Below are 21,285 nucleotides of genomic sequence, written 5' to 3'. Positions count from 1 at the left end.
GGCGAAACGATCAGCCGCCCGCGTCGGTGGCGACGAGTTGCCAGTTCGGGTCGCGCGAGCCGAGTGTGCGGGCGAAGGTCCACACGTCTGGCACTTCGACGCCGGTCTCGGCATTGCCATCGATCACCTTGCCGTCCGCATCGCGGGTGGCGGTGATGAGGTTTGAGAGGAAGCGCACGGTGATCTGGGCCGCACGGTTCTTCACCTCGACGGCGGCGATCTCCGCCTTGTCGATGGAGATGAAGGTGGTTTCCGCGGTCTCGTTGCGCTTCTCGCGCTCGGAGATCGCCCGCTCGAAGCCCTCGCAGACCTCCCGCGAGAGGAGCGTGCGCAAGGTCTTGCGGTCTCCCTTGGCGAAGGCGGTCACGATGGTTTCGTAGGCGCCCTTGGCCCCTTCGAGGAAGGCGCGGGGCTCGAAGGTCGGCTCGAGCTGCACCACCTGCTCGAGGCCGCGGGCGACCGCCGAGCCCGGCTCGGCGATGCCCCGCCAATCGCGGGTCGCGGTCTGCACGGCCGCCGCTCCTGCCGGGCTGCGGTCGGCGCCGGGCAGGCGGACCACGTTGTCGCCCTCGCTGCGGCCGGCCGGCGGCTCGGTGCGATTGCGCTCCACCGGCCGGAAGGGCGAGCGCTCGGTGCCGGTCTTCTGGCCCAGGACCGAGCGCAGCCGCCAGATCACGAAGACGGCCAGCGCCAGGAAAATCAGAGTGGTTGCGTCGAAGGAATCCTGCATCACCGATCCGAATCGTGACCGTCGCACACGTGAGTCCGGCGCCCGTAAGGCCGCCCGGACGGGAAAGGTCCGCCCCCTGATCCCGCCCGCCGCGCTCCGGGAGATGGTTCCGCGAGGTTCCCGACCGGAGCCGGAGAAGGGTTCGCGAGACCGGCTCTTAGCCGAGGGCGGCGCGGGGATCGACCCGGGAACGGAGACCTTGGTAGGCGCTTGGGTCTGAATGTCTCCGACTGTTCGAAGTCCGTGACCTTACCGTGATATGGGCGGACCTGCGAGGTATTCCAGGGAAACGAATCAGACGAGCCGCCGCGTCCCATTCACGCGCGCCGCTGAACCGGGGTTCGAAGCCCGGTCCGGGCCGAGGCGGTCGCATCGGTTCGGCTTGTTCGCCGCATACGGGCATGGTAGCCGCAGCCCGCGCCGAAGGGGCGCTCTTTGGCCGGGACACGTGCGCGCCGAAGACGACGCAAGAAGGAGAGACGCCATGGCCGATACCGCGGCACCGAACGGCAACGGCGCGCAGGGCCAGGATCTCGCGCCCGCGATCAACGCGCTGGCGCAATACGCCAAGGATCTCTCCTTCGAGAACCCGAACGCGCCGCGCTCCCTGCAGCCGCAGGAGGGCGGACCCCAGATCAACATCCAGGTCAACGTCAACGCCCAGCAGATCGCCGACGCCGACTTCGAAGTCGAGCTGACGCTCGAGGGCGATGCCAAGATCCAGAACGAGGTGCTGTTCGCCTTCGAGCTGAAGTACGCCGGCATCTTCCGCATGCGCAACATCCCGCAGGAGCAGATCCACCCGGCGGTGATGATCGAGTGCCCGCGCCTGCTGTTCCCGTTCGCGCGCCAGATCGTCGCCGAGGCCGTGCGCAACGGCGGCTTCCCGCCGCTCTACATCGACCCGATCGATTTCGTCGGCCTCTATCAGCAGAAGATGATGGAAGCGCAGGCCCAGGGCGGCCAGCCGGGCGCGCCGCTCGCCTCCTGAGGCGAGGCTTCGCGTAGACCTTCCTCTCGAATTCTCTGAGCAAAACCCCAGGGCTGACGGCCCTGGGGTTTTGTTTTGCATCATTTGTTTGATTTGCGGTGTCTTGTGGCTCTCTGGCCGCAGAGCTCGCGCAACAGCTGTGTTAGCGCGCCGGTCGCAGCCGATTTTGGCTGCCGACCCGAGCCTTCCCGATGTTCCGCCGTCCGACCTTTGCCGCGCTTCTCCTGGCGCTCGGCCTGTCCGCTTGCACCACCGTTGCGCCCAATACGCTCTCGCCGCAGGAGACGGCCAACCTGCGCTTTACCAGTCTTGAGGTTCGCGTCCCGCCCGAGGCCGCGATCCGTTGGAGCGCTGCCGAAGACGATTACCTGCGCGCCCGCGGCCTCTCGCAGACCGATCCGGCTCTCACCGCGACGCCGGCCGCCCGTGCCCATCTGCGCGATCTCGCCGCGAGCCGCCTCAAGCGCGCCCTGGAGCGCGTGACCGCGGCCCGGCCTGAGGGCTCCCGGCCGGTGCGGCTCGTCGCCACGATCAACCGGGTCGATATCCCCTCCGCCGCGCAGCGGGTGCTCATCGGCGGCCATCCGAGCGTGCAGGCCGACATCGCCGTGGTCGACGCGCGCTCGGGCGCGCTGCTGACGACGTACCGGGGCGCGATCGGCACCCGACCCGCCGGCCAGGGCGCGGTCGCTTTGGTGGATGCCGTCATGGTCTCGGCCGGGGCCGATGACCAGTTCGACCGGGCCGCCAACGATTACGCCGACGGCTTCCAGCGCTGGCTCGCGCCACGGTAGCCGGGCCTCATAGTCCGGGCCTGCGCATCCGGGTCGCGCCGCCGGGGCCGAGCCCGGCGGCGATGGCGAGCGTTGCCCTGAGGGCGGCGGTACGCTACGGCCGCCGCCCCCGGCCCGCCCCCAAGGACAGCATGGCGCCCACCACCCACCTTGCCCTGATCAACGTCTTCATCGGCGACATCCAGGGCGGGCTCGGGCCGTTCCTCGGCACGTGGCTTGCGCAGATGCGGCAGTGGAGCCCGTCGCAGGTCGGGCTCGTCACCACGCTGGTGGGGGTGGGCACGCTGTTGCTCAGCGGCCCCTTCGGCGCGCTGGTCGACCGGCTTGGGCGCCCGCGCCTGCTCATCGTGGTCTCCTGCGTCGCGATCCTCGCCGGCACGCTGCTGCTGATGCCGGCCCATTCCTTCGTGCCGGTGCTGGCAGCACAGTTTCTGGCTGCGGCCGGCGGCACGTTGCTGCTGCTCGCGGTCACGGCGCTGACGCTGGGCGTCGTCGGCAAGGAGGCGTTCCCGCGCCAGCAGGGGCGCAACCAGGCCTTCAACCATGTCGGCATCCTGATCGCGGCCGGGCTCATCACCCTCGGCACCGCCCATTTCGGGCCCGAGATCGCCTTCTGGGTCTTGGGGGCCATGGCCGCCGCCGCCATCGCCGCCGCGTGGGCGATGCCGGCCGGCACCTTCAGCCGGCGCCGGGCGGCCGGCTGGACGGAGGAGGACGAGACGGAGCCCGCCCGCTCCTCCTACCTCGACGTCTTCACCAACAAGCGGCTGCTCGTGCTCGCGGTGGCGCTCGCCCTGTTCCAACTCGGCAATGGCGGCATGCTGACCCTGCTGGGGCAGAAGCTCGTCCACACGGCGGACAACCCCACCGCCTGGACCGCCCGATACGTCATGGTGGCCCAGCTCGTGATGGTGCCGGTGGCGCTCGCCGCCGGCTCGCTTGCCGACCGGCGCGGCCGGCGCCAGCTCCTCATCGCCGCCTGCTTCGTCCTGCCAATCCGGGCGGCGCTCTCGGCCTTCATCGACGACCCTTACTGGCTCATCACCGCCGAGATCCTCGACGGCGTGGCCTCGGGCATCATCGGCGTGGCGGTGCCGGTGGTGGTGGCCGACCTCACCTGGGGTTCGGGCCGAACCCAGACGGCGCTCGGCACGGTCAACGCCGTGCAGGGCGCGGGCGGCGCGCTCTCGGCATGGTACGGCGGTCTCGCCCAGGGCTGGTTCGGCTGGAGCGGATCCTTCCTGGCGCTCGGCGCAGCGGGCCTCGGGGCGCTTGCCCTGGTCTGGTGGCTTGCCGCCACCACCGAGGACAGCCGCTCCCAGCGCCGCCGCACCCGGCGCGAGGAGCGCCGGTACGCCGCGCGCTCCGCGGAGAAGCCGGCCTGATCGGCCGGAACAGGCCGACTCCCCAGCGGTTCATGGTGCGTTTCGGCCTCTCCACGGAGCGCCCACCGCACGGCCGCGTCCGGAGAGCGAGCGGACGGCAACCGGGCGCTCGGCGAAGCCTTTTCCTTCGGCCGCGAGGCGTGCATGGCTCAAATTCCGACGGCCCGATCCCAGGGCGACGAGACCGGCCGGATGATCCATGCGCACGAGCCCCGCGCGGTGCCCTGGCTCAGCGTCGTATTCGGCTACGGGCCGATGCTGCCCTTCGTCGCCGGGGCGGTGCTGGTCTGAATCCTGCGCGGGCCGGTGGCCGAGGCGGTTTTCACCCTGACACTCCTGTGGGGGTGCGCGATCCTGCTGTTCCTCTCCGGCGTGCGTCACGGCGTCAGTTTCCGCACCGAGGGCGGGGCGACGCTGGCGCAGATCGCCACGATGCTGAGCCTGTTCCTGCTGGGCTACGGCGCCCTCATCGCCTTTGCGCTCGGCAAGCCCGCCATCGCGCTCGGGCTGCTGATCGCCGGCTTCACCGAGATCACGATCCTCGATCCCATCGCCGCGCGCCGGGGCGAGGCGCCCCTGTTCTTCGAGCGCCTGCGGCCGGCACAGATCCCGCTGGCCGTCCTCAGCCTCGCCGCGCTGCTAGCCTATCGCCTGACGCTCTAACGTTCGTTTTGGTGGAGGATCCGATCCACTCCCCCTCATCCTGAGGTGCCCGCGCGAGAGCATCGTCCTCGATGTCGGATCCAGAACGATGCTCTGGATCCTCCCGATCCCGCGCGATCTCTGGAAGATCCTTCGAGGTTTCCGCTTCGCTCCGGCACCTCAGGGGGAGAATGCGGATTGGAGGACGCGGTCGGCTTTCGTAGAAGGCTCTGCTCTCATCCCGCCAAGTCAAGCCTCGGCCATGCACGTTAGCCACGATCCCACCGCCCCGGAATCCGAAAAGATCGGGTTCGACGCCTTCCTCGCCGTCGATATCCGCGTGGGCACGATCATCTCGGCCGAGCCTTTCCCCGAAGCGCGCAAACCCGCGATCAAGCTCGTCATCGATTTTGGGCCGGTGATCGGGGCCAAACGCTCCAGCGCGCAGATCACCGAGCATTACACGCCCGACGCCCTGGTCGGCCGGCAGGTCGCGGCGGTGGTGAATTTCCCGCCGCGCCAGATCGGAAAATTCCTATCGGAGGTTCTGACGCTCGGCTTTGCCGACGCGGCCGGCGCCGTCGTGCTGTTCGCCCCCGACAAGCCGGTGCCGGATGGCAGCCGCCTGTTCTGAGATGCCCTCGGGTTGCCGCCTCACGGCCGCCTGCGATAGAGCCGGGCTTCCCTTCAAAGAACCGCTCTGATCGGCGACGACATGGCCAAGGCCGACACCCTGAAACCCCGCCTGCCGCGTGGCTTCCCCGACCGCACCGAGGCCGACATCCTGGCCCAGGGGCGGATGCTCGACACGATCCGGCAGACCTTCGAGCTGTACGGCTTCGAGGCGCTGGAGACCCCCTTCGTCGAGTACACCGAGTCGCTCGGCAAGTTCCTGCCGGATCTCGACCGGCCGAACGAGGGCGTGTTCTCGTTCCAGGACGACGACGAGCAGTGGCTCTCGCTGCGCTACGATCTCACGGCGCCGCTCGCTCGCCACGTCGCCGAGAACTTCGACGCGATCCCCAAGCCCTATCGCAGCTACCGGGCGGGCTACGTCTTCCGCAACGAGAAGCCGGGGCCGGGCCGCTTCCGCCAGTTCATGCAATTCGATGCCGACATCGTCGGGGCGGGCTCCGTCGCGGCGGATGCCGAGACCTGCATGCTGATGGCCGACACGCTGGAGCGGCTCGGGCTCGCGGGCCAGTACGTGGTCAAGGTCAACAACCGCAAGGTGCTCGACGGCGTGATGGAGGCCATCGGCCTCGCCGGCCCGGACAAGGCCGGCCAGCGCCTCACCGTGCTGCGCGCCATCGACAAGCTCGACCGCCTCGGCGCCGACGGCGTGCGCCTGCTGCTCGGCCCCGGCCGCAAGGACGAGAGCGGCGACTTCACCAAGGGCGCCGGGCTGGGCGACGACGCGATCGAGCGCATCCTGGCCTATGTCGGCTTCGAGGCGAGCCCGCACGAGGGCGCCGACCGGATGGCGTTCTGGGAAAAGTTCTTCGGTTCCTGGCAGGAGGTCGTCGGCACCTCCGAGACCGGCCGCGAGGGCATCGCCGAACTCCACGCGATCATGCGGCTGTGCGAGGCGGCGGGCTACGGCCACGACCGGGTGCGGGCCGACCCCTCCGTGGTGCGCGGCCTCGAATACTATACCGGCCCCGTCTACGAGGCGGAGCTGACCTTCCCCGTCACCAACGAGGACGGCCAGACCGTCCGCTTCGGTTCGGTGGCGGGCGGCGGGCGCTATGACGGTCTCGTCGGCCGCTTCCGCAGCGAGCCGGTGCCGGCGACAGGCTTCTCCATCGGCGTCTCGCGGCTGTTCTCGGCCCTACGGCTGACCAAGAGCCCGCTGGTCGAGGGCGCGATGAAACCTGGGCCGGTCGTGGTGTTGGTGCTCGATCGCGAGAACATCGCCGAGTATCAAGCCTTGGTCGCGCGGCTGCGTGCGGAAAACATCCGGGCCGAACTCTACCTGGGTGCGGCCGGGATGAAGGCGCAGATGAAATACGCCGATCGCCGCCGCGCCCCGGCGGTGGTGATCCAGGGCTCGAACGAGCGCGAGGCCGGCGAGGTCCAGATCAAGGATCTGATCGCAGGCGCCCGCGCGGCGGAAGCCATCGCCAGCAACGCCGAGTGGAAGGCCGCCCGCCCGGCCCAGGTCTCGGTGCCGGTGGAGCAGATGGTCGAGGCGGTCCGCGAGACCTTGGCCCGGCATTTCGGGTGAGCCAGTTCCACCTCAACCGTCGGTCCGTATGAGCGCATGCCCTCTCCCCGCATGCGGGGAGAGGGGAAGACCCGCGCTTGTCCCTTACAGACTGTGCGCCGGCCGTGCGGTCTCGTTGAAGCCGGGCCGAGAGCCGGTCGCTTGGCCCGTTGCCGGCCCGCCCTGCTGACCGCCTTCCGCGCTCGCGCGCTTGACCGCCGCGTCGATGTTCTCGGGGTCGAGCGCCGTCTCGACGAAGGCGCGGCCGCGATGGGTGAGGTCGCGGGCGTAGCGGATGCCCTGGTCGCGCAGGTCGTCGGCATAGGGGCCGAGCGCCCGGTCTTCCTGGCGGGTGCGCGGCAGGAGCGCGCCGAGCAGCAGGCCGGCGGCGAGGCCGACCACGCCGACGAGGAGCGGGTTCTCGGAAACGAAATGCTCGGTCGCGGTGCGCCCCTCGTTCAAGCGGCGATAGCCGCGATCCGCAAGGTCGGCCGCGCGCTGGCGCTGCGTCTCGTAGCGGTCTTCGGCCCAGGAACGGGCACCCTCGTAGGTCTCGCTCGCCCGCTCGCGGGCGGCGCGAACCGTTTCGCCGGCCTGGGCACGGGTGGAGTCGGCGGCCTCGCTGACGCGGTTCTTCAGATCAGAAGCCCGGTCCGTGGCTTGGTCGCGCAGGTTGCGCGCGCCTTCCCGTGCCTGTTCGGTCGTATCCTCAAGGCCGGCCTGGAGGCGGGCATTGGCGTCGCGGCCCTGCGTGGTCGCCCGGTCGGCGATGTCGTGGAGGCTATGATCGACGCCGGACTCACGCGGCATGCCGGAGCGGGCGGCGATGTTTTCGGGCAGGGTCTCCACCGGCGCGCCGGAGGGCGGCGTGGTGACCGGGCCTTGGTGAGTGGGGCCTTGGCTCATGATGGACTCCGTTTCCTGGTCGGCCATCGGCGCGGAATGTCCGGCGCGGCCTGAGATGAGTGGTCAGACCTGACGCTCGGGCGGCAGATCATGGAGGGGGCGCCCGCCGGGGGCGTCGGGGTCGTAGGTGCGGTCGGCCCCCGTCACGGTGACGTGCTTGGCGTCCACCGGCACCACGGCGCGCGAGGGAGAGGGGCGGCGGACGGTCCGCATGCCGTTGAGCAGGAGACCGACGCCGGCCGCGATCAGCAGAACCGGCAGGGGGTTGCGCCGCACCGCCAGCAAGGCATCGTCGTAGAAGCCGCTGTAGGGCGTCTGCCGGGCCGAGCCGAGCATCTCGTCGACGAGGCTCGACGCGTTCAGGCGCCCCTGGATCCGGTCGATGGTCTCGTCGAGCCGCGCGCGGCTCTGCTCGATGTCCTTCTCGAGGTCCGAGATCGATTCGCTCATCCCGAAACCCTTTCCGTCAGCGCGCGGGCATCCTGCCGGACCTGCCGCGAGGTCCGGGTCGGCGCCAAGTTGGACAGCGACATCGCCCGGGCGCCGATGACGCCGAGCACCACCGCCACGAGCAGCATGCCGCCGCCCACCAGCAGGGCCGCGAGCCACTCGGACCCTACGAGGGTGGCGACGAACTTCACCAGCGCGCCGATGAGCACCAGCATCGCCGTGACCGCGAACACCGCGGCCAGCACCATCATCGCGAGGCCGATGAACAGGGAGCGGACGTTGTTCGTCATCTCCGTGCGGAAGAGTGCGATCTCCTTGCTGGCAAGCTCGCTTGCCTCGCGCAGGGCGTCGGCGACGAGGGCTTGGATCGAGGAGGGAGGAGGGGATGGATTGGGGCCTGCCATGGCGCGTCCCTTCAGGCCCGGTAGTCGTCGTAGACGGGATCCGTCTCGGCGCTGCCCGACGCCTTGACGAAGCGCGACAGCAGGAAGCCCGCCGCGAACGCGCCTACCGCCACCGTCACCGGGGAGCGACGGGCGTAGGTTTCCGCCTGACGGTAGAAGTCGTCGAGGCTGCGCCGCTCGATCGAGCCGGCGAAGTCGTCGAGCCCCTCCGCCGCACTGTCGAAGAAGGCGCGGATGTTGGGACGGTCGTCGAAGGTCTTGCCTGAATCGCGCAGGGACTTGGCGAGGTCCGAGACCGAGCGGGCCGCCTCGCCCTTGCGGTCGTCGACGTAGGAGAGCGCCTGCTGGCGTGCGGCCGCGGCGAGCCCTTTGCCGCGCTCGGCCGCGAGATTCGCGGTGTCTTCCACGTCGTGGCGCAGATCCTCCAGGTCGGCCTTGGTATCGGCTGGCTTGGGACCGCCGATGGGATCTGGTGACGCGGACGATGTCATGGGGTTGTCTCCGGGCAAGATGGCGGGTCAAGATCGCTGGATCGGCGCGGATGCGCTTCGATCTGCGACGAACGTGGCCGGAGAACCGTTGGCTGCCTCGCGGAGTTCCGTTTCACGAGACCCTTCCGCGCCGTGGTCGCCGAACGAAGGGCCGCTGTGAACGGACGTCAGAACAAGCGAGGAAGCGCCGCCGCTCCGATGCCGATGCCCGCGACGATCATGCTCCCCGGCCCGATGCTGGTCCGGACCCGGATGTCATCACCCGTTCAGCTTGGCCCTTGCATGGTGGCGGCGGCTCTGCTGCACTGCGGGGAACGCGGGAAGGCGTGGGGGCCGGTCGGGCGGATGCGGGGTCGAACAGCGGTGACATCGTCGGTCCGCCCGCTTGACCTGCCGGCGGGGATGCGTTTGGCTGCATCTCGACGGATCGCGCCAGGCTTCCGCGCGTTTTCTCCCAGACGCAAGACCCTTAGGCTGGCGCGCCCCGCGTGCCGGCCCCAGCGAGGACCGGAGCCGGGTTCGTGGCACGTCTGATCATCGTCTCCAACCGTGTCGCCGTGCCCGCCGAGGGCAAGGATGCGGTCTCCGCAGGGGGACTCGCCGTCGCGGTCAAGGAAGCTTTCTCCTCCTACGAGGGGCTGTGGTTCGGCTGGAGCGGCAACATCCGCGACAACCCGAGCGCCGAGCCCGAACTGATCGACCGCGGGCCGATCCAGTACGCCGTCCTCGACCTCTCGCCGCAAGACCATCGCGAGTACTACGCCGGCTTTGCCAACCGGGCGCTCTGGCCGATCATGCACTACCGGATCGGGCTCGGGACGTTCTCCCGCTCGGATTATGCAGGCTACCAGCGGGTCAACCAGACCTTCGCCCAGGCGCTCGCCAAGCTCGTCGAGCCCGACGATCTGATCTGGGTCCACGATTATCACCTGCTGCCGCTGGCGAGCGAGTTGCGCGGCCAGGGCATCGCCAACCCGATCGGCTACTTCCACCACATCCCGTGGCCCGCCGCCGACGTGTTCAACACCCTGCCCGCCAGCAACGAGCTGCTGCGCGCCATGGCCGATTACGATCTGATCGGCCTGCAGACCGATGCGGACGTGCAGAATCTCTCGCGCAACTTCATCGACACGATGCGGGCGATCCCGCTCGGCGGCGGCTCGATGATGGTGGACGGGCGGCGCACGCGGATCCGCTCCTTCCCCATCGGCATCGATGTCGCCAGCTTCAAGGAGGCCGCCGACAAGGCCGGCTCCAACAAGGTGGTGCGCGAGACCATGGCGGGCCTGCGCACCCGCAAGCTGCTCATCGGCGTCGACCGGCTCGATTACTCGAAGGGCGTGCCCGAGCGCATGGAGGCGGTGGACCGCTTCTTCGCCTCCAATCCGGACCAGCGCGGCAACGTCGTCTACATCCAGATCACGCCGAAATCCCGCAGTGAGGTGCCGGAATACGAGCAGCTCTCGCGCGAGGTGAACGAGAAGGTCGGCGACATCAACGGTATGCTCGGCGAGCCGGCCTGGACGCCGATCCAGTACGTCACCAAGGCCTATCCGCGGCCCGTGCTCGCCGGTCTCTATCGCGCAGCCCGTGTCGGCCTCGTCACGCCGATGCGCGACGGCATGAACTTGGTGGCCAAGGAATACGTCGTCGCCCAGAGCGAGGAGGATCCCGGCGTCCTCGTCCTCTCGAAGTTTGCGGGTGCGGCGCGTCAGTTGCCCGAGGCGCTGCTCGTGAACCCCTACGACCGCTTCGAGGTCGCCGAGGCGATCCGGCAGGCGCTCTACATGCCGCGGGCTGAGCGCTTGGAGCGCTGGAAGCCGATGGCGGACCGCATGCTGCGCGAGGACGTGGATTGGTGGGCCCGCTGCTTCATGGTGGAGCTGGAGACCTTCCGCACCGTCGAGCGCGAGCCGCCGAGCACGACGGCGGCGGCGGCGGAGTAGCGGGGCTTCCGTCTCGGCGACGAATCGGCCTAAGTCGAAGCGGGGCCTTTTCTTTTTGGGCCCGCTCTACGAAAGACCGGAATGATCGTCATCGAGGAGGGCCTGCCGACGCCACTTGGCGCGCATTTCGACGGCCGCGGCAGCAACTTCGCCCTCTTCTCGCAGAACGCGACCCGGGTCGATCTCTGCCTGTTCGATCCCGGCGCCCGTCACGAATCGCGCACGATCCGCTTACCCAGCCGGACCGACGACGTCTTCCACGGTTATCTCCACGGCCTTCTGCCGGGGCAGCAATACGCCTACCGCGTGTTCGGTCCCTGGGACCCGGCGGCCGGACACCGCTTCAACCCTGCCAAACTCGTCCTCGACCCCTATGCCCGCGAGATCGCCGGCCGCATCCGCTGGCACGACGCGCTCTACAGCCATCGCCATGGCGGCGCCCGCGAGGATCAGATGGACCGGCGCGACAGCGCCCCGTTCGTGCCGCGCGGCGTGGTCACCCGCCCCGATACGCCCGACGCGATCGCCCTGCCCGCGCCGCGCCCGCTCCACGAGACGGTGATCTACGAGGCGCACGTCAAGGCGCTGACCCGGACGCATCCGGCTCTCTCGGAGGCCGAGCGCGGCACCTATCTCGGCCTCGCCCACCCGGCGATCATCGAGCACCTGCTGAAGCTCGGCGTCACGGCCCTCGAACTCCTGCCGATCCAGGCCTTCGCCGACGACCGCTTCCTGATCGACAAGGGGCTCGTCAATTTCTGGGGCTACCAGCCCTACAACTACTTCGCCCCCGAGCCGCGATATCTCGGCGAGGGCGGGGCGAGCGGGCTGCGCTTCGCCATCCGCGAACTGGCCTCGGCCGGTATCGAGACCCTGATCGACGTGGTCTACAACCACACGGCGGAGGGCGACCATCTCGGGCCGACGCTCGCCTTCCGCGGCATCGACAACGCCAGCTACTACAAGCTCGATCCCGAGAATCCACGCCGCAACATCGACTGCACCGGCTGCGGCAACACCCTCAACGTCGCCCATCCGCGGGTGATGCGGATGGTGCTCGACTCCCTTCGCCATTGGGTGACCGCCTATGGCGTGGCGGGTTTCCGCTTCGATCTCGCAACGAGCCTCGGCCGCGCGCCGAGCGACTTCTCCCCCCAGGCCGCGTTCTTCCAGGCGGTGCAGCAGGATCCCATCCTCTCGCGGGTCAAGCTCATCGCCGAGCCGTGGGACATCGGCGGGGGTGGCTACCAGCTCGGCGGCTATCCCTATGGCTGGAGCGAGTGGAACGACCAGTTCCGCGACAACCTCCGCGGCTTCTGGCGGGGGGATTCCGGCACGCTGGCCAAGCTGACCCAGGGGCTCTCCGGCTCGCGCGAGATCTTCTTGCCCTCCGGCCGCTCGCCGCTCGCCAGCATCAACTTCGTCGCCTCGCATGACGGCTACACGCTTGCCGACGTGGTGGCCTACGAGGAGAAACACAACGAGGCCAATGGCGAGGAGAACCGCGACGGCCACGGCCATAACCTCTCGGCCAACTACGGGATCGAGGGCCCGACGGACGACCCCGCCATCCTGGCCGTTCGCGCCCGGCAGAAGCGCAACATGCTGGCCTGCGTGTTCTTCGCGCAGGGCGTGCCGATGCTGCTGATGGGCGACGAGCGGTCCCGCACGCAAGGCGGCAATAACAACGCCTATTGCCAGGACGGCGCGTTGAGCTGGATGGATTGGGAGACCGATCCCGACCCGACGCTCACCGAGTTCGTGGCAAACCTCGCCGGGCTCCGCCGGGTCTGCCGATCCTTAAGGCGGCGGCACTTCCTCGTCGGCAGCCGCGTCGGCGAGACGGCCCTGAAGGACGTGCACTGGCTCTCCCCCGATGGGACCGAGATGGACGCGGGTGCCTGGGGCGACGGCGAGCGCCGCGCCTTCGGCATGCAGATGAGCAACGACATCGAGGGCTCCGAGCGCGTCCTCATCCTCATGAACGCGGCGCCCGAGCCCTGCCCCTTCGCCCTGCCGCCCGATCTCGGCGGCCCCTGGCGTCCCGTCTTCGACACCACCCTCGACACCGGCACGGTCCCCGACGGAGCGCGTCCGCCGGTCCCGGCCGGCGGCACCGTCGATCTGCCCGAGCGGGCGGTGCTGGTGCTGAAGTCGCCCCCCATCCTCGACTGATCCGCTCAAGCGGGAAAACGTCCCGCGCGTCTCGGCTTCCTCCGCCCCCCGTGGCATCGTGCGGCCCGGATCACGACAGGCAAAGGGACGGTATCGATGCAGGCGGAGAGCGGCGGCGCGGCGCGGGTGACGGTGGTCGATCACCCCCTCGTTCAGCACAAGCTGACGATGATGCGCGACGGTGACCGCTCGACGAAGGGGTTCCGCGAACTCCTCAACGAGATCGGCATGCTGCTCGCCTACGAGGTGACCCGCGACTTACCGCTCGAACCGGTCACCATCCAGACGCCGATTCAGCCCATGGAAGGGCGCCGGATCGCCGGCAAGAAGCTCGTGCTCGCCCCGATCCTGCGGGCCGGCGTCGGCTTCCTCGACGGCATGCTCTCGCTGATGCCCTCGGCCCGCGTCGCTCATGTCGGACTCTACCGCGATCCCGACACGCTCCAGGCGGTGGAGTATTACTTCAAGAGCCCGTCGGATCTGGCCGACCGCACCGTGCTGGTGCTCGACCCCATGCTCGCCACCGCCAACTCCGCGGTCGCGGCGGTGGAGCGGCTGAAGAGCCGGGGCGCGAAGGATCTCCGCTTCGTCTGCCTGCTTGCCGCCCCCGAAGGGATCGCCCGCTTCCAGGCGGCGCATCCGGACGTGCCGGTCTGGACCGCGGCGATCGACAGCCACCTCAACGACCACGGTTACATCGTGCCGGGCCTCGGCGATGCCGGCGACCGGATGTACGGCACGCGCTGATGCTTCGGCTTTCGATCCAGCGCTCGCTCGCGATGACGGAGGCGGTTCACGCCTCGACGCGCCCCGTCCCCTGCGCCATCTGACTCGAGCGTACGCGCGACCAGCCCGCCGCGTGAGCCCGAGGAAGCCCCAAGGAAGTTTGATGACAAAAAACCTGCCCGAGACCATGCGCCAGATCCGCTTCACCGGTGCGGGTGGCCCGGAGGTCATCGCGGTCGAGACCGTGCCGCTGCCGGAGCCCGCGGCCGGGCAGGTTCTGATCGAGGTGGTCGCGGCGGGGGTCAACCGGCCGGACATCATGCAGCGCCAGGGCAGCTACCCGCCGCCGAAGGGGGCGACCGAGATTCCCGGCCTCGAGGTCGCCGGCCGCATCGCGGCGCTGGGCGAGGGTGTGACGGGTCTGTCCGTGGGCGACGAGGTCTGCGCGCTCGTCATCAGCGGCGGCTACGCCGAGTTCGCCGTCGCCGAGGCCGGGCAGGTGCTGAAGAAGCCCGGGCCGCTCTCGTTGGTTGAGGCCGCCGGCCTGCCGGAGACAGTCTTCACCGTCTACTCGACGGTGATCCAGCGCGGGCGGCTGCAGAAAGGCGAGACCTTCCTCGTCCATGGCGGGGCGAGCGGCATCGGCACCACGGCGATCCAGATCGCCAAGCAGCACGGCGCCCGCGTCCTCACCACCGCCGGATCGGCCGAGAAGTGCCGGTTCTGTGAGGAACTGGGCGCGGATGCCGCCATCAACTACCGCGAGACCGATTTCGCCGAGGAGGTGAAGCGCCTCACCGACGGCAAGGGGGTCGATGTCATCCTCGACATGGTCGGCGCGGCCTACCTGCAGAAGAACATCGCCTCGCTCGCGGTGGAGGGGCGTCTCGTCCAGATCGCCTTCATGAAGGGCTTCAAGGCCGAGAACCTGACGCTGACCCCGATCATGCTCAAGCGTCTGACCATCACCGGCGCGACCCTTCGGGCCCAGGCCAAGGAGGCGAAGGCCGCCATCGCCGAGGGCTTGAAGCGGGATGTCTGGCCGCTGGTCGAAGCGGGCAAGATCCGCCCCGTCGTTCACGCCACCTTCCCGCTGGAGGAGGCGCGCGAGGCGCACGAACTGATGGAAACCAGCAACCACACGGGCAAGATTCTGCTGACGACGGGCCGCTGAAGCCGCCGGGAGCATCGTCCTGGGTGTCGGATCCAGGACGATGCTCCCGGCTTTTGTTTTTGCGTCATCTTTTTTCCGAAAGCCGGCAGCCACCTTTCGGGATGATGTTCTAGCGAACGATGGCCTGCGACGGTTCGAAAGCGACGCTTTCAAAATGAGAACTCTGAGCCGCAGCCCGAATACGGGGCAAGGCTCAGGGCGCAGCTTGCCATAGGAACTCTCGGAGCCGGCCCGGCGTTGGCCAAGCATAACCGATGCTGACGCCGCCCCTTTCGCCGGGCGGAAGAGAGGGAACTTCATGGCCCAGATCGAGACCCAAACCGATGCCCGCCAGGGTGCGAAGGGCAAGCCTGTCCTCTACGTGCTCGTGGCGAGCCTCGTCCTGCTGGCGGTCGCCACGGTTGGCCTCCTGAGCTGGAACCGGGCGGAGACGACCTCCGAGTACGCCGGCAAGAGCCAGGAATCGGCACGTGAGGTGACCACGGGTTCCGTCAACAAGGCCCCGTCTTCCAACAGCGGTAACGTTCCGGTCGAGAACCCCGCCTATCCGCAGCCGGCGCAGAAGTCGGCGCAGTAAGGCCCAGAGGTAGGGACCACGAAAAAGCCGCCCGAGACTTCGTCTCGGGCGGCTTTTCCTTTGTGCGTGCGGCGCGCGCTTCAGCGTGTCGGAACGGGCGTCTCGCCGCGGTAATCGTAGAACCCGCGCTTGGTCTTGCGGCCGAGCCAGCCGGCCTCGACGTATTTCACCAACAGCGGGCAGGGGCGGTACTTCGAGTCGGCCAGCCCCTCATAGAGCACCTGCATCACCGACAGGCAGGTATCGAGGCCGATGAAGTCGGCGAGTTGCAGCGGGCCCATCGGGTGGTTCGCGCCGAGCCGCATCGCCGTGTCGATCGACTCGACCGAGCCCACGCCCTCGTAGAGGGTGTAGATCGCCTCGTTGATCATCGGCAGCAGGATGCGGTTGACGATGAAGGCCGGGAAGTCCTCCGACATGGTCGAGGTCTTGCCGAGCCGGGCGATGAAGGCCTTGGCCGATTCGTAGGTCGGATCCTCGGTGGCGATGCCGCGGATCAGCTCGACGAGCTGCATCACCGGCACCGGGTTCATGAAGTGGATGCCGATGAAGCGGTCCGGCCGGTCGGTCGAGGCCGCGAGCCGCGTGATCGAGATCGAGGAGGTGTTGGTCGCGACCAGGGCGTCGGGCTTGAGCGAGGGGCAGAGCGCCTGGAAGATCTTGCGCTTGGTCGCCTCGTCCTCGGTCGCTGCCTCGATGACGAGGTCGCAGGGCGCGAGGTCGTCGAAGCTGCGGGCCGCCGCGATGCGGTCCAGCGCGCTGCGGCGCTGCTCGTCGCTCAAGGTGCCCTTCTGGACCTGACGCGTGAGGTTCGCGTCGATCTGCGCGAGGCCGGCATCGATCCGCTGCGGATCGCGGTCGTTCAGCCGAACATGGAGGCCCGACGACGCGCAGACATGCGCGATGCCGTTCCCCATCTGGCCGGCACCGACGATGCCGACCGTCTTGATCTCGATGCCCATAACCGTATCGCGTCCTACCTGCTGCGGCATCGTCCTCTCGACCGCACCCTTAGGATGCGGCACTGCAACAAATGCGTCAAACCGGCCTCAAGCCGCAGGCGCCCAAGCCGGTTCGACGGTGTCGCGAGGTGCGTTACCGATCCGTCTATCGATGCGTCTACCGATACACCTACCGATCCTTGGCCTTGGCGATCTCGGCCTGCAAGTCCGGCACGACCTGAAACAGGTCGCCGACCAGCCCGTAATCCGCCACCTGGAAGATCGGCGCGTCCTCGTCCTTGTTGACGGCGACGATGACCTTCGAGTCCTTCATGCCGGCCAGATGCTGGATCGCGCCGGAGATGCCGACCGCGACATAGAGGTCGGGCGCCACCACCTTGCCGGTCTGGCCCACCTGCCAGTCGTTCGGGGCGTAGCCGGCATCCACCGCCGCGCGTGAGGCGCCGACCGCGGCACCCAGTGCATCGGCCAGCGGCTCGATCAGCTCCTTGAACTTCTCCGCCGAGCCGAGCGAACGGCCGCCGGAGACGATGAACTTGGCCGAGGCCAGTTCCGGCCGGTCGGATTTGGCGATTTCTTCCGACTTGTAGGCCGCACCCAGCGCGTCGGGCGCGGCGGCCGAGACCGCCTCGATTGCGGCGGAAGCGCTGCCCGGTTCAGCGGGCTTGAAGGCGGCGGTGCGCACGGTGATGACGCGCTTGCCGGAGCCGGCCTGCACGGTCTGGATCGCGTTGCCGGCATAGATCGGCCGCTCGAAGGTGTCGGGTGAGACAACCTTGATGATGTCGGAGATCTGGGCGACGTCGAGGAGCGCGGCCACGCGCGGCAGAGTGTTCTTGCCCGTGGTCGTGGCAGCGGCGACGATCGCGTCGTAGGGCTCGGCGATTGCGGCGATCAGCGCGGCGGTCGGCTCGGCGAGGTCGTGGTCGTAGGCGCCATCCTCGGAATTCAGCACCTTCTCGACGCCCTCGAACGTGCCCGCAGCCTCGGCCGCGGCCTTCGAGCCGGTGCCGAGCACCAGGGCGTGAATGGGCGCACCCAGTTCCTTGGCAGCGGTCAGCGCCTTCAGCGTGCCGTCCTTGATCTGCCCGTTGGCGTGCTCGACGTAGAGGAGCGTGGTCATCGGCGAAACTTCTCGAAAAGAGGGGAGGCGCGCCGCTCGACCGGGGGCCGGGAGCGGCGCCGCGAGGATCAGAGCACGCCGGCTTCGACCTTGAGCTTCTGCACCAGCTCGGCCGCGGAGCCGACCTTGACGCCCGCCTGCCGACCCGACGGCTCGACGACCTTGAGCACGGTCAGCTTCGGCGCGACGTCGATTCCGAGCCCCTCCGGCGTCAGCTCTTCCAGCGGCTTCTTCTTCGCCTTCATGATGTTGGGCAGGCTCGCGTAGCGCGGCTCGTTGAGGCGCAGATCGGTCGTGACGATCGCCGGCAGCTTGAGCGAGACGGTCTGGAGGCCGCCATCGACCTCACGGGTCACGTCGATGCTTTCATCGCCGAATTCGAGCTTGAAGGCGAAGGTGCCCTGCGGCCAGCCGAGAAGCGCCGCCAGCATCTGGCCGGTCTGGTTCGAATCGTCGTCGATCGCCTGCTTGCCGAGGATGACGAGGTTCGGGCTTTCCTTTTCGACGATCGCCTTCAGCACCTTGGCGACGGCGAGCGGCTCGCAATTCACGTCGGTCTTGACCAGGATCGCCCGGTCGGCCCCCATGGCGAGGGCGGTACGCAGGGTTTCCTGCGCCTGCTGCGGGCCGATCGAGACGGCGACGATCTCGGTGACCTTGCCCTTTTCCTTCAAGCGGATCGCCTCCTCGACGGCGATCTCGTCGAAGGGGTTCATCGACATCTTGACGTTGGCGAGCTCCACGCCCGACCCGTCGGCCTTGACGCGGATCTTCACGTTGTAATCGACGACCCGCTTGACGGGCACCAGAACCTTCATGGCTGTCGCTTTCCTCCGCTCCTGCGAAGTCCCGGCGTCACTTGGTGGACGGCTCTCGGACCCGCTTGACCGCGATCGATGGGATTGTCAGGGCGGCGGGACCGTAGCGAGGCGATTTCCCGCTTGTCAACGCGCCTTGTCGGCGGCTTGCAGGGCGATCGCTTGAAAGCGATTGCCCTGAATTATTGCCGGCCTCAATCGCCGGCGCGCGCCTCTGCGGGCTCAGGCTTTCGCTTCACTCGACGCTGTTCAGGACTGACGTCCTGAATAGGCCGCTCCGCGCGGCGCTCTTCGCGTGATTGCCCCCTGTCGGGGCACGCTCCGCACACTCACCGGTTCTGGCCGGGTACCCAGAGCACGTCGTCTGCGCCGTCGCGGTTGGCCGCGCGGGAGGCCACGAACAGGAAGTCCGACAGCCGGTTGAGATATTGCAGGGCTTCCGCCGAGATCGCCTCGCTCTCGACGCCCGACAGCGCGACCACCAGCCGCTCGGCGCGGCGGCAGACGGTGCGGGCGAGGTGGAGCGCGGCGGCGGTGGCCGAGCCGCCGGGCAGGACGAAGGATTTCAGCGGCGGGATATTCGCGTTGAGCGCGTCGATCTCCGTCTCCAGCCGCTGCACCTGCGCGGCGACCACGCGAAGGGGCTCATACTCCAGAGGCTTGTCGCTCGGCGGTGTGGCGAGGTCGGCGCCGAGATCGAACAGGTCGTTCTGGATGCGTGCCAGCATCGCGTCGAGGGTGGGCTCGGCGCTGAGGCGGGCGAGCCCGATGCAGGCATTGGTCTCATCGACGGTGCCGTAGGCCTCCACCCGCAGATCCGCCTTCGAGCGGCGCTCGCCGTTGGCGAGCCCGGTCGTGCCCTGGTCGCCGGTACGGGTGTAGATGCGGTTGAGCTTGACCACGGCGTCTCTCCCGCGGGCCCTGGTGTTCTTCTAAGAGAAGACCCGCCGGGCGATGTTTCGCGCTCGGCGGGTCTTTGCAACCCGTAAAACTCTGGCAACCCGAAAAAGCGGCCTTCGTCAGAAAGTGTAGCCGAGCTTGCCGCCGAAATTGGTCAGGCCGCGGTTGTCGCCGCACAGGCCGGCATTCGACATGTGCTCGACAGTGGCCATGACGCTCCAATGCGCATCAATACGGAAGCCGAGCGCGGCCGCCTCGCGGAACAGCGGATTGCAGCCCAGCGCGTTGAAGCCGTAGGGCGCGTTCGCCTTTAGGCCGGTATAGCCGTTATGCGCCGCGCCACCGAAGAAGCCTTCGAGGAAGACGCGCCGGTTCAGGGTCTCGGGGAAGAGGTCCACGGTCCAGGTCGCGCCGATATAGGCGTAGCTGGTGCGGCCGCCGGTGTTGTAGCTGCCGCCCACGGTGGGCCGCGGCACGAAGGCCTGCCAGAACGGATCGGTGGTCACGAGCGGCTTGGCGAACAGGATCTCGCCGTTGACGTTCGCGGTGCTGAAGCCCGGCAGCTTGCCCTCGGCGCTGCCCGGATCCTGCACCGAGCCGCCGATGCGGACCTCGGACACGATGGAGTAGGGCTGGACGGGGGCGAAGTAGGGCGGCGGTGCGGGAGCCCGGGCGGCGCCGAGATCGGCGGCCTGCGTGGTCGTGATGGCCGAGGCGGCGAGGACGCCGACGCAAATCCGGGCAAAGGGTGACTTCATCGGCGGTCGGTCCGTCCGTTTCAATCCGCCTCAAATATCACGGCGTCCTGAGCACAGCCTGCGGATTCATCCAGTCCGGATCCTTTTGCCGGTCGGGTGGGGCGTGCGCGCCACACTTGGTCCGGTGCGCAGACGTACGTGCCGGCGCGGGCACGGTCGGCGGAAAATCCGGTGACAACATTCCGGTCGTGCAACGAATGATGCATCGCACAATGGGTGGGCGGCGTTGGATGAAAGGCCTCCGAGCGGGGCTTTCCACGCAATGGGACGGACGATGCGGACAACGACGACGATGATGGCGGCTGCGACCCTGGCGGTGGCCTTGATGCCGATGACGGCCCGGGCAGAGAGCGACACCCCGCTCAAGGGTCTCTGGAAGCTGGTCTCGTACGAGGTGGAGGTCCGCAAGGACGGCGAGAAGCTGCCGGTGATGGGCGACCACCCGACCGGCTACGCCTATTTCACCCCGGAGAAGCGCGTGTTCTTCGTGCTGACCGGTGAAGGCCGCAAGCCCGCCAAGGACGACGCACAGCGGGCGCATCTCCTTGAAACCCTCGTCTCCTACACCGGCAAGTTCCGCCTCGACGGCGACAAGTGGATTGCCGACCTCGACGTTGCCTGGGATCCGAAATGGGTCGGCTCGGAGCAGACCCGGACGTTCGCGTTCGACGGCGAGCGCCTGCGGGTTCTGACCCCCTGGCGGGTGATGCCGAACTGGGCCGACAAAGGGGAAACCCGCAGCATCGTCACCTTCGAGCGCGCGAAGGAGTGAGGGCGCAGCGGCGGGCGCTCAGGCCGCCCGCCACCACACCACGCCCATGATGACGATGATCGCCACGAATTGCAGGAGCACGCGCAGGCGCATCAGCTTCTGCGAGAGGTTGGCGCTGCCGCCCCGCATCATGTTGATGAGGCCGAAGAGCAGCACGCCGGCGACGGCGAGGCAGGCGAGGAGAACGAGCTGGTTGGCGGACATCGGTCGGTGATCTCGTGAGAGGCCGTGCTCGCGCGAGCACGGCCCGAAATGGGGTTCGATCGGCGGGGTTCAGCGTGCCTCGCAAAACTCCCGATCCCCGATCGTTCCCCCTCTGGGCACGACGGCGCAACGGGAGTTTTGTGAGAGACAC

At 68.5% G+C, this 21,285-nt stretch carries 22 protein-coding genes and 1 pseudogene; 12 read left to right on the top strand and 11 right to left on the bottom strand.

Annotated elements, in window-relative coordinates:
* Window positions 1–10: 10 nt before the first annotated feature.
* The gene (locus J2W78_RS20020; protein WP_253373356.1) at window positions 11–730 is read right to left on the bottom strand and encodes a Tim44/TimA family putative adaptor protein; all 720 of its coding nucleotides are present in this window, start codon (window positions 728–730) and stop codon (window positions 11–13) included.
* A gap of 484 nt (window positions 731–1,214) precedes the next feature.
* On the opposite strand from J2W78_RS20020, the gene secB reads away from it, so the two are divergent.
* The 6 genes and pseudogenes from secB (at window position 1,215) to hisS (ending at window position 6,769) form a co-directional block, all read left to right on the top strand.
* Complete coding sequence (secB, locus tag J2W78_RS20015; RefSeq protein WP_253373355.1) at window positions 1,215–1,721, top strand: protein-export chaperone SecB; 507 nt, start codon at window positions 1,215–1,217, stop codon at window positions 1,719–1,721.
* Window positions 1,722–1,912: 191 nt separating this feature from the next.
* Window positions 1,913–2,515 carry a hypothetical protein gene (locus tag J2W78_RS20010; protein WP_253373354.1) on the top strand — a complete coding sequence of 201 codons (603 nt, stop codon included), beginning with the start codon at window positions 1,913–1,915 and terminating at the stop codon, window positions 2,513–2,515.
* Between the two features lie 131 nt (window positions 2,516–2,646).
* Window positions 2,647–3,900 carry an MFS transporter gene (locus J2W78_RS20005; protein WP_253374098.1) on the top strand — a complete coding sequence of 418 codons (1,254 nt, stop codon included), beginning with the start codon at window positions 2,647–2,649 and terminating at the stop codon, window positions 3,898–3,900.
* A 144-nt stretch (window positions 3,901–4,044) separates the two neighbouring features.
* Window positions 4,045–4,563, top strand: a pseudogene (locus J2W78_RS20000) (DUF3429 domain-containing protein).
* 241 nt (window positions 4,564–4,804) lie between these two features.
* Window positions 4,805–5,176 carry a tRNA-binding protein gene (locus J2W78_RS19995; RefSeq protein ID WP_253373353.1) on the top strand — a complete coding sequence of 124 codons (372 nt, stop codon included), beginning with the start codon at window positions 4,805–4,807 and terminating at the stop codon, window positions 5,174–5,176.
* An 81-nt stretch (window positions 5,177–5,257) separates the two neighbouring features.
* Window positions 5,258–6,769 (top strand): histidine--tRNA ligase, encoded by a 1,512-nt coding sequence (hisS, locus tag J2W78_RS19990; protein ID WP_253373352.1) that lies wholly within the window; start codon window positions 5,258–5,260, stop codon window positions 6,767–6,769.
* Between the two features lie 84 nt (window positions 6,770–6,853).
* On the opposite strand, the gene J2W78_RS19985 is transcribed toward hisS, so the two are convergent.
* The 4 genes from J2W78_RS19985 to J2W78_RS19970 form a co-directional block, all read right to left on the bottom strand.
* Window positions 6,854–7,654 (bottom strand): apolipoprotein A1/A4/E family protein, encoded by an 801-nt coding sequence (locus J2W78_RS19985; RefSeq protein WP_253373351.1) that lies wholly within the window; start codon window positions 7,652–7,654, stop codon window positions 6,854–6,856.
* A gap of 63 nt (window positions 7,655–7,717) precedes the next feature.
* Complete coding sequence (locus J2W78_RS19980) at window positions 7,718–8,104, bottom strand: DUF3618 domain-containing protein (protein WP_253373350.1); 387 nt, start codon at window positions 8,102–8,104, stop codon at window positions 7,718–7,720.
* Window positions 8,101–8,508 carry a phage holin family protein gene (locus J2W78_RS19975; RefSeq protein ID WP_253373349.1) on the bottom strand — a complete coding sequence of 136 codons (408 nt, stop codon included), beginning with the start codon at window positions 8,506–8,508 and terminating at the stop codon, window positions 8,101–8,103. The genes J2W78_RS19980 and J2W78_RS19975 overlap by 4 nt, the downstream gene beginning before the upstream one ends.
* Before the next feature lie 11 nt (window positions 8,509–8,519).
* Window positions 8,520–8,999: a hypothetical protein gene (locus J2W78_RS19970; RefSeq protein WP_253373348.1), complete on the bottom strand. Its 480-nt coding sequence runs from the start codon at window positions 8,997–8,999 to the stop codon at window positions 8,520–8,522.
* Between the two features lie 521 nt (window positions 9,000–9,520).
* On the opposite strand from J2W78_RS19970, the gene J2W78_RS19965 reads away from it, so the two are divergent.
* The 5 genes from J2W78_RS19965 to J2W78_RS19945 all read left to right on the top strand — a co-directional run bounded on the left by J2W78_RS19965 (window position 9,521) and on the right by J2W78_RS19945 (window position 15,597).
* On the top strand, window positions 9,521–10,945 hold the full coding sequence (locus J2W78_RS19965) for an alpha,alpha-trehalose-phosphate synthase (UDP-forming) (RefSeq protein ID WP_253373347.1): 1,425 nt from the start codon (window positions 9,521–9,523) through the stop codon (window positions 10,943–10,945).
* An 81-nt stretch (window positions 10,946–11,026) separates the two neighbouring features.
* Window positions 11,027–13,120: a glycogen debranching protein GlgX gene (gene glgX, locus J2W78_RS19960; RefSeq protein WP_253373346.1), complete on the top strand. Its 2,094-nt coding sequence runs from the start codon at window positions 11,027–11,029 to the stop codon at window positions 13,118–13,120.
* 96 nt (window positions 13,121–13,216) lie between these two features.
* Window positions 13,217–13,867: a uracil phosphoribosyltransferase gene (upp, locus tag J2W78_RS19955; RefSeq protein ID WP_253373345.1), complete on the top strand. Its 651-nt coding sequence runs from the start codon at window positions 13,217–13,219 to the stop codon at window positions 13,865–13,867.
* Window positions 13,868–14,009: 142 nt separating this feature from the next.
* On the top strand, window positions 14,010–15,020 hold the full coding sequence (locus J2W78_RS19950) for an NAD(P)H-quinone oxidoreductase (protein ID WP_253373344.1): 1,011 nt from the start codon (window positions 14,010–14,012) through the stop codon (window positions 15,018–15,020).
* Window positions 15,021–15,318: 298 nt separating this feature from the next.
* Window positions 15,319–15,597: a hypothetical protein gene (locus tag J2W78_RS19945; protein WP_253373343.1), complete on the top strand. Its 279-nt coding sequence runs from the start codon at window positions 15,319–15,321 to the stop codon at window positions 15,595–15,597.
* 80 nt (window positions 15,598–15,677) lie between these two features.
* Here J2W78_RS19945 and J2W78_RS19940 read toward each other — a convergent pair whose 3' ends face one another.
* The 5 genes from J2W78_RS19940 to J2W78_RS19920 form a co-directional block, all read right to left on the bottom strand.
* Window positions 15,678–16,559, bottom strand: a complete 882-nt coding sequence (locus tag J2W78_RS19940; RefSeq protein WP_253374097.1) for a 3-hydroxybutyryl-CoA dehydrogenase — start codon at window positions 16,557–16,559, stop codon at window positions 15,678–15,680.
* A gap of 169 nt (window positions 16,560–16,728) precedes the next feature.
* Window positions 16,729–17,682: an electron transfer flavoprotein subunit alpha/FixB family protein gene (locus J2W78_RS19935; protein ID WP_253373342.1), complete on the bottom strand. Its 954-nt coding sequence runs from the start codon at window positions 17,680–17,682 to the stop codon at window positions 16,729–16,731.
* Between the two features lie 68 nt (window positions 17,683–17,750).
* Window positions 17,751–18,500 (bottom strand): electron transfer flavoprotein subunit beta/FixA family protein, encoded by a 750-nt coding sequence (locus J2W78_RS19930; protein ID WP_253373341.1) that lies wholly within the window; start codon window positions 18,498–18,500, stop codon window positions 17,751–17,753.
* 329 nt (window positions 18,501–18,829) lie between these two features.
* Window positions 18,830–19,402, bottom strand: a complete 573-nt coding sequence (locus tag J2W78_RS19925) for a cob(I)yrinic acid a,c-diamide adenosyltransferase (protein ID WP_253373340.1) — start codon at window positions 19,400–19,402, stop codon at window positions 18,830–18,832.
* A gap of 117 nt (window positions 19,403–19,519) precedes the next feature.
* Complete coding sequence (locus tag J2W78_RS19920) at window positions 19,520–20,158, bottom strand: acyloxyacyl hydrolase (RefSeq protein ID WP_253373339.1); 639 nt, start codon at window positions 20,156–20,158, stop codon at window positions 19,520–19,522.
* Between the two features lie 274 nt (window positions 20,159–20,432).
* Here J2W78_RS19920 and J2W78_RS19915 point away from each other — a divergent pair, with 274 nt between their 5' ends.
* Entirely contained in the window at window positions 20,433–20,930 is a 498-nt protein-coding gene (locus J2W78_RS19915) for a lipocalin-like domain-containing protein (protein WP_253373338.1), read from the top strand.
* A gap of 18 nt (window positions 20,931–20,948) precedes the next feature.
* Here the strand turns inward: J2W78_RS19915 and J2W78_RS19910 are convergent, their stop codons facing one another.
* Entirely contained in the window at window positions 20,949–21,134 is a 186-nt protein-coding gene (locus J2W78_RS19910; protein WP_253373337.1) for a twin transmembrane helix small protein, read from the bottom strand.
* Between the last annotated feature and the right edge of the window lie 151 nt (window positions 21,135–21,285).

Origin of the sequence: Methylorubrum extorquens, from assembly GCF_024169925.1 — a bacterium.
GTDB classification, from domain to species: domain Bacteria; phylum Pseudomonadota; class Alphaproteobacteria; order Rhizobiales; family Beijerinckiaceae; genus Methylobacterium; species Methylobacterium extorquens_A.
Note: the sequence above shows the minus strand (reverse complement) of the source record. Positions and strands in the feature narration are given on the sequence as shown.